Here is a 14,360-nt window from a genome sequence, read left to right on the forward strand (position 1 = left end):
CGGCTTATTCCAAGCTAAGTGAAGCAAGGAAATTTATCCTTGCCCTAAGAATGCGGATTCATCACTTTCCTGATTGGGGCGGGTTTCTTGGGCAATCAAGGCCTGACTTGGCTGGTCGCCTTGCTGGCCGGTTAGAGAAATGCCATGCTTTTTTTCTTTTGACGCCCCTTTTTTCTTTCCTGCCAATCCTTCAAGCTCAATAACCAAACGGAGCATCCCCGCTGCCTGGGAATTAAGTTGCTCACTGGCAGAGGCGGATTCCTCGGCATTGGCCGCATTTTGCTGGGTTACCTGGTCCATTTCTCCCACAGCCCGATTGGTCTGGTCTATGCCCTGGGTCTGTTCTCTACTGGCTGATGCTATTTCATTTATAAGCTCAGAGAGTTTTTCACTGTTGCCAAGCACCTTGGTAAAGGCGTCCCTGGTTTTACCCACCGCACCCGCACCCTGGTCGGCTTTGTTAATGGTGTCCTCTATTATTTCAGAGGTCTTGCCCGAGGCTTCTGCTGCGCGCATGGCCAGGTTTCGCACTTCATCCGCAACCACGGCAAAACCCGCGCCCGCCTCACCGGCCCGGGCCGCCTCCACCGCTGCGTTCAAGGCCAGCAAGTTGGTCTGAAAGGCTATTTCATCTATGGTCTTGATGATGCCTGCGGTTTCCTTGCTGGCTTGGTTTATCTGCTCCATGGAGCTTATGAGTTCGTTCATGGATTCTTCGGCGGATTTGGCCGCCTGGTTGGTTTCCCCGGCCAAACTGTCGGCCTGTTGGGCGTTTTCCGAATTTGCCTTGGTCATGGAGGCCATCTCCTCCAGGGATGCAGAGGTTTCTTCCAGGCTGGCCGCCTGTTGAGAGGCTCCTCCGGCCAGGGTTTGGCTTGCGAATGAGACTTGTTCGGAAGCCTGGGTAACCTCTTGAGCCCCCTGGGTAAGCCCCTTGATCACCCGGTTCAGGGGCTTGGTTATGGAGCGGGTGAGGAAAACGGCCAGAAAAATGCCGAGCAAAACAGAGACCGCCGCAGCTATGGGTATTATTATCTCGGCTGTTTGAGCCTGTTCGGCAGCTTCCCTGGTTGCCTTTTGCCGAACTTCCAGGCACACCTGCTGAACTGCCTCGGCTGCCTTGACCATGGTTTTTTCAGCTTTTAGCTGTTCCAAAAGAGCTGCGTCAAGGCTTTGCGAGGCAGATTGATAGTTTTTTAAAGAAATAATAAACGCCGCTGCTTTTGCCTGGTTTTCTTTTTTCTTGAATGTGCCTTTTAACTTTAAGGCCATGGCCAGGCTGTCGGAAATCTTTTGGGCCGCCTTTAGGGCAGATTCGGAGTTTAATCCTTGAGTGTGGGCCTGGGCCTCCAACTCCCTGGCTTGCAACAGCCAATAAATCATCTGGTTGGCTTGTTCCGATTTATTGGTCTTTTCTTCAAGAAGCATCTCGGATTGATCCTGCAACATGACTCTTTTAGCCCTCTGGTTCAACTTAAGGGCCTTGATTGCGGTAGAGGCCTGGTCAAAGGCTTTTATATACGCGTCCTTATCCGTCAGCTCCCTGGTGCGCTGATAACGCAGGAACTTTTCTTCATAGACCCGGTATTGGGATTTGGCGGAGACGATCTGTTCCTTATCGGCAGTGTCCTTTATTTTTGCAGACATTTGTTTGATTTGTTTCAGGATGTTGTTGTTAACTTCCTTCCACTTGAATTTAAGCTCCATGCTGTTTTGGTTTTCCAGGGCGGATGCCAGGGCTTTGGCTTCCATCAACTCTAGCAAAAGGCCGGTGGCATCTTCATCCAGGGCAAAGCCGGCCTTGAGTTTCAGGCCGCTTATGGTTCTGGCCTTGGCCAGGGCCTGTTTTTGTCCGGCGACCATTTTTTGCCCCATGCCAATGGCTTGAAAAGCCTTTTGTTGCATTTTTTGGGATAAGGCGGTTCTTTTTTCCTGGAGCTTTACATAATCGGCAAAGGCTTTTTTATATAAGTTGATCTGCTCCATAACCTTGACCATATATTTTCTATCGGTCTGGTTTGTCAGGGAATTTTGAATGTTTCGGGCCTGGGCTCCGGCTTCTTGAACCTGTTTCCGCACCTGCTCCAGGTCTTTTTGTCCGCCTTTAAGTAAATAATTTTTTTCCAATTGTCTGGCATTCAGAATGGATTGTGCCAGATCATTAACCGCCTGGACCGAATCCATTCCCTGGATCACCCGGTTTAAACCAAAAAAACCGAAGCTGGAACCGATCAATAAAAACAAGATGATCAGACCATAGCCACTGGCGATTTTGCTCCCTAATTGCATTTTTTTGAACATGAAGGCTCACTTTCGCTTTCAGCCTGCCCAGGGGGATTTTTAAATAGCCGAGAGATGGAATTTGCAATATCCATGTCCTTAAAGGAACAGGTCTTTTTATAGGTATGGGGTGATCCTTGCCTGGAATCTGATGCGGAAAGGCTTTAACCAAGGCAAAGACAAGACGCCATATTTCCTGGGCAACAGCATGGCAATTAAAGAAATATGATTTTTCCGATGGTTCATTCGGGCATCAATAGCATGATTAGCTAAAAAACTTCAAGTAAATACACAAAAAGTGGTTTTTTTTTTGAAGCGTCTTAAATATATTAATTTAATAAGCCCGACTCCATAGTGAAAAATAATAAACAGTTATGGTTGACTGTAAATAATTTTCCATTTCAGTTGGGCAGAAGTAATTAGCTTATTAAATTATCTCAATTGTGTGATTGTCAGAACTGTCATAGGAGTAACTGATTGATTATTAATTAAATAATTGGAGTCGGCCTGAAAAATCAGGAAAGGCGGGGGCGCGGCGGACGGGTAATCCATGATTGTTTCCAAGTTTGGATACTGACATGAAAAAATTCCTAAGCTGGAATCATTTACTTGTTTTCCATTATGGCCAAGTTATCATCACCTTGACGATATGTCTTTGACTGAACTTTGGGAAACAAAAGACGAACACACCTGCCAAACATGCAGGTAAAAGCTACGGGCTCCATCTAAAAACCGGCCCGCGCGGCAAGTGAGAGCTTATCCGTTCCCGCAGCGAATATGGGGAATTTTGTACGGTCTGAGCATGTGCTATTAAAATACCTTTTCATGATCATTGTAAACAAAGCGCTGACAGCATGAAGATAAAAAGCCCGCCCCAGGTGTGTTCGTAAAGCGGGACATGGGGTCAAGGGAGAGAAACTGAACAGCCGTGAGCAGAAGCCTGGATGAGCGTATGATTCAGGGCATGATCCGGCGGCCTCAATTTTCTGCTGGTTGCGCAAAACACCGATTCCAAGCAGAATCACAGGGTGCTTTATTTTCCGGTTAACGGTGGCCAATAACCTGATTTTCTGGGCAAATCCCGGCAAACAAGGCAAAATTGTGGCCTTGATGTATCAAATAGGTACACTTCATAAACTGAGCGGTCTGTTTAGATTCCGGCAAAAGAATACGGTTATCACCCCTGGCTTTTAAAATTAAGGATAGGAAAGATATGAGCAATTCTCCTATTGGAGCAGGCAAAAGCAGCTTTGACTTGATAGATGAGGGGTTGGTTCTAGGAGCCATTGCCAAGATCAAACCCGGCGCGCTTCTGGATCTGGGCTGCGGTGCGGGTAATTACACCATGGCCCTGGCCAGGTTCCTGGGTTCCGGGTGCATGGTCTACGGCGTGGACCTCTGGGCGGAAGGCATAGCCCAGCTGAAGGACCGGGCAGATCAGGCAGGGTTGTCCAATCTGCAAGCCATGACCGGCGATGCGGGGCAAACCATCCCCCTGGCCGATGACACAGTGGACGTGGTCTTCATGGGCACGGTTTTTCACGACCTGGTGGCCACAGGAGTGGACCAAAAGGCATTGGAGCAGATAAAACGCGTGCTGAAGCCGGGCGGCGCACTGGCAATCGTTGAGTTTTTGCCCAAGGATGACGACTCTTCCGGCCCTCCCAACCGGGTGCGTCTGTCTCCAGAGCAGCTGCGGGACATGTTGGCAGAGCATGGTTTCAAAGAAAGCGGCACTGAGGCAATGGGCGAGCGCACCTACTTGAGCCTGTTTGACTGAACCAGGTTTTCGTCAGTAAGCCATGGTCTTGAAGGGGCGTTTGAAAGCTTTTCAAGGCCATGGCAAGGCCTATTCTGGGAAGTTACGAGGTTTTTATCGGGAGTCTCAGCTATTTCGTGTAGTGGACTGTATGATCCGAAGATATCCTTTGAACGGGCAATACACGCTGATTTTCGCTTTTTATCTTAAGCGGCAGTCACCGGCGCCTGTCAAAAAAGAAAATCCTACATTGTCGATAACTATTCAAGAACGTCACTCTACCGCTATCTGATCCCCAACCAACGATTTTGACATAGTCAGCTTTAAAACTTGCCTCTGTGGGGTGAAAAACTGCATTATCCAGGTTGGTTGTAGTAAAAGTCGGAGACTGCATCAAGAGGGGGCGGATGTGAGGCCGAATTTATTAAAGATAGTTTGTGCACAAGTATTGATTCTGGTTTGTCTATTTGCCTCATCGTGTGCCGTGACCGGTGAGAGAACCCAAAACGATCCACTGGTTATCAAGGAACAGGGAAGTTTTGCAGCCGGTGGAACGGTCATTGCCAGCCCTGGTGAGTTTGACCCGAAAAACCTTTTTAAAACAGGAGGGCAAACCCTCCATGGAGATCACCTTTATACTTTTTACCAGGTCCCTGAAAACGCTCGCAAACTGCCTCTGGTGTTCTGGCATGGCTATGGGCAGTTCTCCAAGACATGGGAAACAACCCCAGATGGACGCGAGGGGTTTCAGAACATTTTTCTACGCCGCAATTTTGGGGTCTACCTGATTGATCAGCCCCGTCGCGGCAACGCCGGTCGCAGCACTAAACCAGGAAGCATTAATGCCGTGCCGGATGAGCAGAAGTGGTTCACCATTTTCCGCCTCGGCATCTGGCCGGAATTCTTCCCCGGTGTGCAATTTTCTAAAAATCCGGAGAGCCTCAATCAATTTTTCCGTCAGCTGACTCCGGATACCGCGCCAATTGATATCAATGTCAATGCTGATGCTGTTGCCGCGCTGTTTGACAGGATCGGCCCCGGCCTGCTTGTCACCCATTCACATAGCGGCGGCATGGGGTGGGTGGCGGTTCTAAAAAGCAACAAGATAAAAGGCGTCGTTTCTTATGAACCGGGATCGGGCTTTATATTTCCGGAAGGCGAAGTCCCTGCCCCAATGCCGAGTTCCGGTGGAAATCTTAAGGCAATCGGTGTGCCTTTAGCAAATTTTTTAAAGCTCACTAAAATCCCCATTGTCATCTATTACGGTGACAATATCCCGTCTGAACCATCAGACAGCCCCAGTCAGGATCAGTGGCGAATTCATCTTGCCATGGCAAAGTTGTGGGTGGATGCCGTAAACCGCCATGGAGGTGATGCTGCTTTGGTGCACCTTCCTGAAATTGGAATTTACGGCAATACTCACTTTCCGTTTTCGGATCTGAATAACCGGGAAATCGCAGACTTGATGTACGATTTCCTGGCAGAGAAAAATTTGAACTGAGGGCCTTCCCAAATTAGGTCCAGCTCTCAGTTGGGGATTCGGCTTTCTGCGCACGATTAGACAAAAAATACCCCTGGACTCCCGCCTTTTGGCCGGTCAAACTAAACACCGATTGAAAACAACCTGTGAGCGGAATTATAGGGGAGCGACGATGGTTTCAAGGGATGTCGGTAAAAAATTGGCTTACCTGATAACGGTTTTGTGCGCCTTTTGCCTGGGCTGCGCCTCGCCCGGCGCAAAGCCTGCCGAGATTTCCTTGCCGGTGCAGGATGCAACTCTGTATCTGAAAACGCCGTGGCAAGTTGAACCCGCCGTGCAAAAGGCCCTTTACCGGCAATTTATGGATGAATACTTCAGCTGCTGGAATGAACCCGAGCCCCGGGTGGGCCTGGAAGCCATGTTGGAGGCTTTTGACAAGGCCAAACTTTCGCCGGGCCTGGCCGAGAATCTGTTGCCCCGCTCTTCCAAATGGTATCAAGATCTGGCCGATCTGGCGGATTTTGGAGATTACCCCAACCGGGCCTGGCGGGGGCTGACCCTGGGCTGGGTGGAGATGCGGGTCTTTCCCACTGCCAAACCGGCCCTTTACAACGCCGACCGGCCGGGCTCCATGATGTTTGACAGCCTTCAACAATCGTTGTTGCACCCGGGCATGCCGGTTTTTGTGCATCACATCAGCAAGGACGGAGCCTGGCTCATGGTCCAGACCCCCATCGCATGGGGTTGGCTGCCGGTTAACAGGGTGGCCCGCTTGAACCGGACCCAGGCCTCACGTTGGCAAAGCGGTCCGTTCACCGCCTTTACCAACGACAATGTGACGCTTAAAGACAAGGCCGGACGGTTTGTCTTCAAGGCGGGAATCGGATGCTTGCTTCCCGTTGCCGATGGGCCCGACCGGGTTCTGGCCGTGCGGGCGGATAGCGAACTTCGGGCCGTGTTGGTGGAGGCGGTCTTTGACCGGGACTTTACGGCCAACCATCCCATGGGCCTGTCCTCTAAAAATCTGGCCGTGATCGTCAACCGCCTTTTGGGCTCACCCTATGGCTGGGGAGGACGCTACGGCAATCGCGACTGTTCGGCCACCTTGCAGGACCTGTTCAGGACATTTGGCCTGTGGCTGCCGCGAAATTCCACTGACCAGGCTGCAACCGGCCGGGTCTTCAGCTTGGACGGCATGCCGGACAACAAGAAAGAAGCCCTGCTCTTGGAGCAAGGGCTGCCGGGTCTGACCCTGGTGCACCTGCCCGGTCACATAATGCTCTTTCTAGGCCGGGACGGTAATGAACCGATGGTCTTTCACAATACATGGGGCCTTAGGGTGGTGAATCTGCTGGGGCATGAGGGCCGGGCCATGCTGGGCCGCGCGGTAATCACCAACTTGCGGCCGGGCCGGGAACTTTTATTGATGCCTCAGCCCGAGGGCTTTTTGGTCAACCGGGCGGATTCTTTCAATCTGTTGGTGGACCGTGGCGATCTGATCGCTAATTAGGCACCGGCAAGATTTAAAACACCTCTTTCAATTCCTAAATACCGGGATTTTTTTAAAATGGCATTAAAAAGCCCCCGGGGAATATTTTCACCCGGGGGCTTTTACAAGGCAGGCCTTTACCACAAAAGTGAAAAAGGCTGTTTTTTAAAGTCAGTTCAAGGAAATACGTAGGATATCCTCAAACGCATTCACCTTTTCGATATTTATGGTCAGCTCCTGGCCGGGGTTGAGCTGGATGTTGCCTGTGTTCGGCACAGAGGTCAAAAGCATTATCCGGGTCAGGAGAATCTGCCAGCGTCTGCCCTGGTTTTCAATGGCCATAGCCTCGATGGGCTGATCGCGCCTCTGCTCCAGCCAACGCAAAAGCCAGTAGCGCTGCCTGGCTGTGCGGATTTTATTGCCCAGTCTGACTGCGGGCATGACCTGCATAACCAGGTTTTCCAATTCATCAGTGGAATAGGCAGGCCCCTGGCCTTGCAGTCCGGAGGTGATCTGCCTCTGCATTACCAGGTCCAGGTAGCGCCTTATGGGAGAAGTGGAGTGGGTGTAAGGCTCCACCCCCAGGCTGGAATGCATGCCCGGTTCTGTGGAGATCTCCATACGGTTCAAAAGACGCCTTTGCCTGAAATGCAAAAACAGGTCTTCAACCGGCCCCTCTTCCAGGGGGTCCTTGGGCGGGGCTTGGGTGCGGAAAAGCGCCGGCAGTTTGTTCTCCAAAAGATAACGGGCCCCCAGTTGGTTGGCCAAAATAGCGGTCTCGGCCACCATTTCCCGGCTGGGTCCGTCCCGGTCCAAACGCTGGACCTCGACCAGGCCGTCCTCGTCCACGTTGATCACCAACTCGGGCAATGGCAGAAAATAGGCGCCGTCCCAGGCCCTTTGCTGCCTCAAGGCATCACAGGTGCGGGCCATGGCCTTTAGCCTGGGGTCTGTTTCCAGCAAGAGGTCCGCCTCGTTATAGGTCAGGCGCTTGTCCACCTGGATAAAACTTTGGCAAATGCGGTAGCTCAAAACCCGCCCCTGGGCATCCAAGTCTGCAAAGGTGCTTACACAGGGCCTGAGTTCACCTTGGCGCAGGGAAAGCAGGTCTTCGCTTAAGCTTGGCGGCATCATGGGAATGCGGGTCTCGGGCAGATATATGGTGCTGCCCCTCTCCTTGGCTTCCTGGTCTAAAAGAGAACCGGGTTTGATCAGTGCCTGGGCATCTGTAATATGCACACCCAAGGTGCCTCCGGACCCGTCCTGATTCGGCTCAAAGGAAAGCGCATCGTCAAAGTCGGTGGTGAAAGCCCCGTCTATGGTGAAGGTGAAGAGTCCGGTTAGGTCTTCCCTATGGTTGTCGGGTGCGGCAAGGGGTTTTAAATCCCGGCCATTGTCCAGAACATCTTCCGAGAATTCAACCGGCAATCCTTCTTTTAAGATTAAGAGGTCTTCATCCTTTTTGAAAACGCCCAGCCGGACCAAAAGGTTAAAGAGCTTGCGCCTGCCGCCTATCTCGGCCAGGGCTATAATCTCCTTGGCCTTTTTAGCCTGACCCGCCTCTTCTTCAAAAACAATGAAGTCGCGCAGCAGTTCCAGGATTCCGTTGGGAGCAGGCGTCCAGCCTTCCGCGGACCCGGTTTTAGGCAGGGATTTCAGGTAATCCACCGCATCGTCCACCTCGGCCTTGTGCAGGGCCTCTTTTTCCATCTGGTCCAGTTTGAGCTCAAGCTGTTTGGCGCTCAAGGGCACAAAATCCCCTCCGGAAAGACGGAAATGGACCCTTTGCTCAAACAAGGCCCGCAAGGTGGCTGAAAGTTGGTCTGAAGTGGGGGAGGGGCCAAAGCTGAGCTCTGCCAGATCCTTTAAAGGTAAAGGATTGTCTTCTTCGTACACCAACTCCCAGAGTTCTTCCACATCAACTTTTTCAGCGAGTTGGTTTCTGCTTTCCAGGGTTTCCCTGAGGTTGCGCACCAGGGCGTCCCTGGCCTGGTTCACCCCGAACTCGGGCTGTGTCATCAAAAGCACCCGGTTCTGCGGTAAAACAACCTGACGGTCCGTGGTTATCAAAAGCGCCAGACGGTTTTTTTTAATATCCTGAACCAGTCCCAGGATCATACGGCTTTTATCTATATATTCTACTAGTTGACCAATGGGGCCAGACATGAGCACCGCCAAGAATTCGTAATTTGTCTTGTATGAAAAAATAGACGCCCAACTCAAATACACGGCAAGAGCTGCCTTTGCGTTTCTTTTTGCCGATTATCCGGCATTAAACGCCCGGCCTCCCTTACCGTGTAGAGGACTGCCTGATATGAGGATTTTAGTCTACAGTCGCCCCAGACCCATGTCAACTTGCCCCTGGCCGTCAAAATGGTATTATGGGAGAACCTGAAGGAGGGGTAATTTATGATTAGAAAAATCACCCTTGTGGCCCTGGCGGCCTTGTTTTTCGTTGCCGCCTGGACAGTTCCGTCACAGGCAGGTCAAGTTCTGGACTTTGATTTGCCGACAGTTGACGGTGGCAGGCTCAGGCTTTCCGACTTCAGGGGCAGGGTGGTTATCCTGGATTTTTTTGCCTCCTGGTGCAGGCCCTGCAAGGCGGGCATGAAAAAACTCAATAAACTGGCCAAGGCCCAAGGCCAAAACGGGGTCAGTGTCATCGGTTTTGCCCTGGACAAGGCGGGGATCAAAAAGGTGAGGCCCTTTGTGGCCAAGCTTGGCATTGATTTCCCGGTTGTCCTGGGAAACATGGAAGAAGCCCGCCGTCTTACCAGGGAACTCGGCGGACTTGACGTGGTGCCCACCAGCCTGGTGATTGACCCTCAAGGCAGGGCGGTGAAGCGTCTGGTCGGGCTGGTCAGCCGTGAGACCCTGATGGCTTCGGTTCGACCGCATCTGAAATCCCAGGCCCCGCCGGAACCCACCTCGGCCCAGGTGGACAGACGTCATGAAGGGGAGCGCCGTTTTCAGCGCATTTGGCTCACCGATCAGCAATATGTCGGTGGTCAAAGCGGTTTCTTTGTGCATATCATAGCCGAACTGGCCGATCTGGCCGCTGAGCAGGGGCTTTGGTTCGGCCTGCACATCAGGCCGGAAGCCAGGTCGGGCAGTGGCCTGGCCCCTCTTGATAAGCCCAAAAAATTATTTTTACGGGTGGATGATGCCTCGCGCAGGCATTTTATTCTGTTTGTCTCCTGTGACCAGCTTCCCGCAACCGCCAGCCAGGGAGTCTATCGTTCCTGGGTTACCATCTTGGGCCCCAACCAAAAGACCTTGGAGCGCAGCGGTGATATTATCTTTGAAAAGCCAAACTGTATCACTGCCAGGGCCCGGTAATGAGATAACCGCCGGGTATATCGGGTCCTGGTCAAGTCAAAAATCGCTGTTTTACAAAACAGGCCTTGCCTTGTTAAGGGGCCGGGCTCGGGGGATCTCTTTTGTCTGTTTCTGAGAGGCCCACCTTAAGGCTCATTTTGAGCTTGGGCAGATCTCGGGCCAGACAGTTGTCCCTGGGCCTGCTCGCCCTTGTCATTGTAGATATTTTTCAGCTTTATGTACCCCGGGTTATAAAATTCGGGGTGGATGAACTCACCCTTGGACAGGCCACCTTTGCCTCCCTGTTTAATATGGGGCTGATAATTATGGGGTTGGCGCTCGGCATGGCGCTTTTGCGCCTGGTCTGGCGCCCCATTTTGTTCGGCTTTGCCAGGCAAGTGGAAAAGGACCTGCGCAGCGCGCTTTTTGAACGGGTTCAATCCCTGGATCTCGCCTATTTTCAAAAGAATACGGCAGGTGAACTCATGGCCAGGGCGACCAACGACCTCACAGCCCTGCGCTTGGCCGTGGGTCTTGGCATGGTGGCCGCCATGGACAGCCTGGTTTTGGGCCTGGCCACCATTGGCTTTATGGTCTACTTAAATCCCACCCTCACCTTTTGGGCTTTTTTACCCATGCCCTTGATGGCCGTGGCGGGCCGCCTGGTGAGCAAGCGCATGCACCGTCAGTTCGTGCGAGGGCAAGAGGCCTTTGCCGACTTGACCGAACTGGTGCGCGAGACCTTAAGCGGCATCATGTGCGTAAAGACTTACGGGCTTTCAAAAAGGGAGACGTCTAATCTCCACGCCTCGGGCAGGCGCTTGGTTGAGGTCAATATGTCCTTGGCCAGGGTTATGGGATTTTTTTTCCCCTTGATGACCCTTTACACCAACCTGAGCCTGGCCCTGGTCCTGGCTGTGGGCGGCCCCCTGGCCATTTTGGGGGATATGACCCCCGGCGACTTTGTGGCCTTTGCCGCTTATCTCAATCTGCTCTCCTGGCCCATGATGGCCCTGGGTTGGGTGGTGAGCATGATACAAAGGGCGCTTGGCGCGGGCAGGAGAATAGACGAGGTCTTAAAGGCGAGATCCACTATAAAAGAGCCGTTGGAACCGCAAAAAACGGGCCCGGAACCCCCCGGTTTCAGCCTCAGCAAGGTTACTTTTTACTATCCCGAGGCCGGAGAACCCGCCTTGAAACAGGTGAGCCTTGCGATTGAACCCGGAAAGGTAACCGGTTTGGTTGGACCGGTTGGCTGCGGGAAATCCACTCTTCTATTGCTGCTGGCCAGGCTTTATGAACCTCAGGAGGGGGAGATCCTGGTGCAGGGAAAAAGAATAGACCGCCTAAGCCTGGATTCCCTGCGGGGGATCATGGCCCAGTCCCCCCAGGGAGCTTTTTTGTTCACAGATACGGTGCGGGCCAATTTGAGCCTGGGAAAACCGGACGCCACGGATGATGAATTGTGGTCTGCCCTGGAAAACGCGGAGCTGGCTTCAGAGGTGGAAGAATTGCCCCAGGGGTTGGACACCCGCCTGGGAGAAAGGGCCCAAACCTTGAGCGGAGGTCAGCGCCAACGTTTGAGCCTGGCCAGGGCGCTTTTAACCGATGCGCCTTTCTTGGTCCTGGATGATCCCCTTTCCGCTGTGGATACTGATACCGAGCGGCGCATTCTGAAAAATTTGAGTTCCTTTCGCAAGGGGCGCACCACCTTGGTGGTGAGTCATCGCCTGGCCAGCGTGGCCTTTGCCGATCAGATTGTGGTTTTGGAAAAAGGCGCGGTTGTGGAAAAGGGTGACCACAACCGGCTTATGGCTAAAAAGGGGCTTTATCATAAGCTCTTTGCCGAGCAGGCCGAATTGGCCGGATTGGAGAGCTGATCTTGGCCTGGGGTGATTTTGGCTACATGGAAGACGGTCGCCTGGGCAAGCCTTATGACCTGGGTTTGCTCACCCGTCTCGCGGCCCAGGCCAAGGGAAAACTCAAATTAATCGGCCTGGCCGGTTTTCTGATTTTGCTCAGCACAGGCCTGGATCTTCTGTTGCCCTATCTGACCAAGACAGCCATAGACGATTATATTGTGCGCCAGGCCCTGCTGGTGGACTTGGCCAAGGCCGGGGCGGCTCAGGTCAAGGCCTTGAAACAGGGGCTTGATCGAAAAATCATCTCCACCAATGATCCGGGTAAGGTGTTTGTGCCGGAAAAGGCCTTTAAGGACCTTGACCCAAGGGTCCTGGCCAGGCTCAGGGCGGATGGGGCCATAGCCAAGGAACCTTGGCATATTGTGAGTTCTGGTCCGGGGGTGAGCGAGGTGATGGAAGCCCGTCCCGGTCTTTTCAAGGAATACGGGGATCGGGTTTTAATAAAGTCATCGGACTTGAAAAAGCTCTCCCCGGATAATCTGTATAAGCTTAGGAATAGCGATATAACCGGCCTGATATGGTTGGCGGTTATTTTTCTGGGGGCCTGTGTCCTGGCCGCGGGATTGGGTTTTTTTCAACAGGTGATTCTGGAAAGGGCCGGGCAGGAGATGATGTTCGAGCTGCGCCAGAAGCTCTATGCTCATATCCTTTCCAGGGCGCCTTCGTTTTTTACGGAAAACGCGGTGGGCAATCTCACCACCCGACTCACCAATGATGTGCAAAATTTAAACGAGATGTACAGAAACTCCATCATTGCCTTGTGCAAGGATGTGGTTTTGCTCACCGGGATTGTGGTGGTGCTTTTGCTGCTGGATGTGACCTTGACCCTGGTCTGTCTGGTCCTGGTGCCGGTGATAGCAGTGGCGGCCTGGTTTTTCGCCCGTTTGGCCAGAGAGGCCTTTCGCGCCCTGCAAGGGCATTTGGGGCGCATAAACGCCAGGTTTCAGGAGACCATCAGCGGCATCAGCGTGCTTAAGCTTTTCAGGGCGGAGGATTATTCGGCCAACGCTTTTTCCAGGTTGAACAATGCCTATTTCCAGGCGGGCATGCGCCAAATAAAGGTTTTCGCGGTTTTCATGCCCCTGGCCGGATTTTTCTCCAATCTGGCCGTGGCCCTGATCATATGGTACGGCGGGGGCCAGGTTATCCAGGATCGCTTGAGCTTGGGCGCCCTGGCTGCGTTTTTGTTTTATATGCAGATGTTTTTCAGGCCGGTGAGAGATGTGGCGGAAAAATACAATGTGCTTCAGGCCGCCATGGCCAGTGCGGAGCGCATATTCAATATCATGGACAATCAAACAGCCCTGTCTGTTGTTGCCAAGCCCAGCCCTTTTCCCGACAAAGAGCACCTTACAGTCTGTTTTGAAAAGGTAACCTTTGGCTACCTGCCTTCCGAGACGGTTTTGCAGGACATCTCTTTTGCCATACCGGCCGGAGAAACCTGGGCTGTGGTGGGACCCACCGGTGCGGGCAAGACCTCTGTGGTCAATCTGGTTCTCAGGCTCTACGACCCTTGGCAGGGCAGGGTGTTTTTGGACGGGGTTGATCTGCGCCGGGCGGATCCTTTGGACCTGGCCGCAAAAGTGGCCCTGGTGCCCCAGGAAGTCTTTATTAAGTCCGGCACCATAAAGCATAATATCACCCTGGGGCGGGAGCGGGTGACAGAGGAAAATCTTGATATGGCCCTTTCGGTAACCGGGGCGGGTGAGTTTGTCAACAGGCTGGAAAAAGGCCTGCACACAAAAGTGGGCTCAGGGGGGCAGGGCTTGAGCGCAGGTCAGCGTCAGCTCATTGCCCTGGCGCGGGCCTTGGCCGGTGATCCAGGACTTTTGGTATTGGACGAGGCCACCAGCGCAGTTGATCCGGTGAGTGAAAAACAGATTCAAAGGGCTCTGCCCAAGGTTATGCAGGGGCGCACCAGCCTGGTGGTGGCCCATCGGCTCTCTACAGTGCGCCGGGCGGACAATATTCTGGTTATGAAAAAAGGGCGCATCTGTGAGCAGGGCACCCATGCGGAACTTTTGAAAAAAAATGGCGTTTATGCGGGCCTGGTGAGGCATGAGCGCCTGAGGGGGTGAGATATAAGGGAGAGTTTTAATTTAGATAAAATAA

General features: G+C 52.7%; 8 protein-coding genes. 6 read left to right on the plus strand and 2 right to left on the minus strand.

The features are described from left to right. Positions 1-33: 33 nt before the first annotated feature. Positions 34-2,301, minus strand: a complete 2,268-nt coding sequence (locus tag X474_RS05910; protein ID WP_052514910.1) for a methyl-accepting chemotaxis protein — start codon at positions 2,299-2,301, stop codon at positions 34-36. A gap of 1,192 nt (positions 2,302-3,493) precedes the next feature. Here X474_RS05910 and X474_RS05915 point away from each other — a divergent pair. The 3 genes from X474_RS05915 (at position 3,494) to X474_RS05925 (ending at position 7,029) form a co-directional block, all read left to right on the plus strand. Beyond that, a complete protein-coding gene (locus X474_RS05915; protein WP_044347455.1) occupies positions 3,494-4,060 on the plus strand; it encodes a class I SAM-dependent methyltransferase in 567 nt (188 codons plus the stop codon). 388 nt (positions 4,061-4,448) lie between these two features. Further along, a complete protein-coding gene (locus tag X474_RS05920; RefSeq protein ID WP_044347457.1) occupies positions 4,449-5,540 on the plus strand; it encodes an alpha/beta hydrolase in 1,092 nt (363 codons plus the stop codon). Positions 5,541-5,691: 151 nt separating this feature from the next. Further along, on the plus strand, positions 5,692-7,029 hold the full coding sequence (locus tag X474_RS05925) for an SH3 domain-containing C40 family peptidase (protein WP_052514911.1): 1,338 nt from the start codon (positions 5,692-5,694) through the stop codon (positions 7,027-7,029). 150 nt (positions 7,030-7,179) lie between these two features. On the opposite strand, the gene X474_RS05930 is transcribed toward X474_RS05925, so the two are convergent. Next, positions 7,180-9,174, minus strand: coding sequence for a ribonuclease catalytic domain-containing protein (locus X474_RS05930; RefSeq protein ID WP_082464181.1), 1,995 nt, complete (start codon positions 9,172-9,174; stop codon positions 7,180-7,182). A gap of 243 nt (positions 9,175-9,417) precedes the next feature. On the opposite strand from X474_RS05930, the gene X474_RS05935 reads away from it, so the two are divergent. The 3 genes from X474_RS05935 (at position 9,418) to X474_RS05945 (ending at position 14,326) form a co-directional block, all read left to right on the plus strand. Then, positions 9,418-10,347: a TlpA family protein disulfide reductase gene (locus X474_RS05935; protein WP_052514912.1), complete on the plus strand. Its 930-nt coding sequence runs from the start codon at positions 9,418-9,420 to the stop codon at positions 10,345-10,347. Positions 10,348-10,448: 101 nt separating this feature from the next. Further along, positions 10,449-12,206 carry an ABC transporter ATP-binding protein gene (locus X474_RS05940; protein WP_052514913.1) on the plus strand — a complete coding sequence of 586 codons (1,758 nt, stop codon included), beginning with the start codon at positions 10,449-10,451 and terminating at the stop codon, positions 12,204-12,206. Positions 12,207-12,208: 2 nt separating this feature from the next. Beyond that, positions 12,209-14,326, plus strand: a complete 2,118-nt coding sequence (locus tag X474_RS05945; RefSeq protein ID WP_052514914.1) for an ABC transporter ATP-binding protein — start codon at positions 12,209-12,211, stop codon at positions 14,324-14,326. Positions 14,327-14,360 lie beyond the last annotated feature (34 nt).

Origin of the sequence: Dethiosulfatarculus sandiegensis (assembly GCF_000931935.2) — a bacterium.
Taxonomy (GTDB): Bacteria; Desulfobacterota; Desulfarculia; order Desulfarculales; family Desulfarculaceae; genus Dethiosulfatarculus; species Dethiosulfatarculus sandiegensis.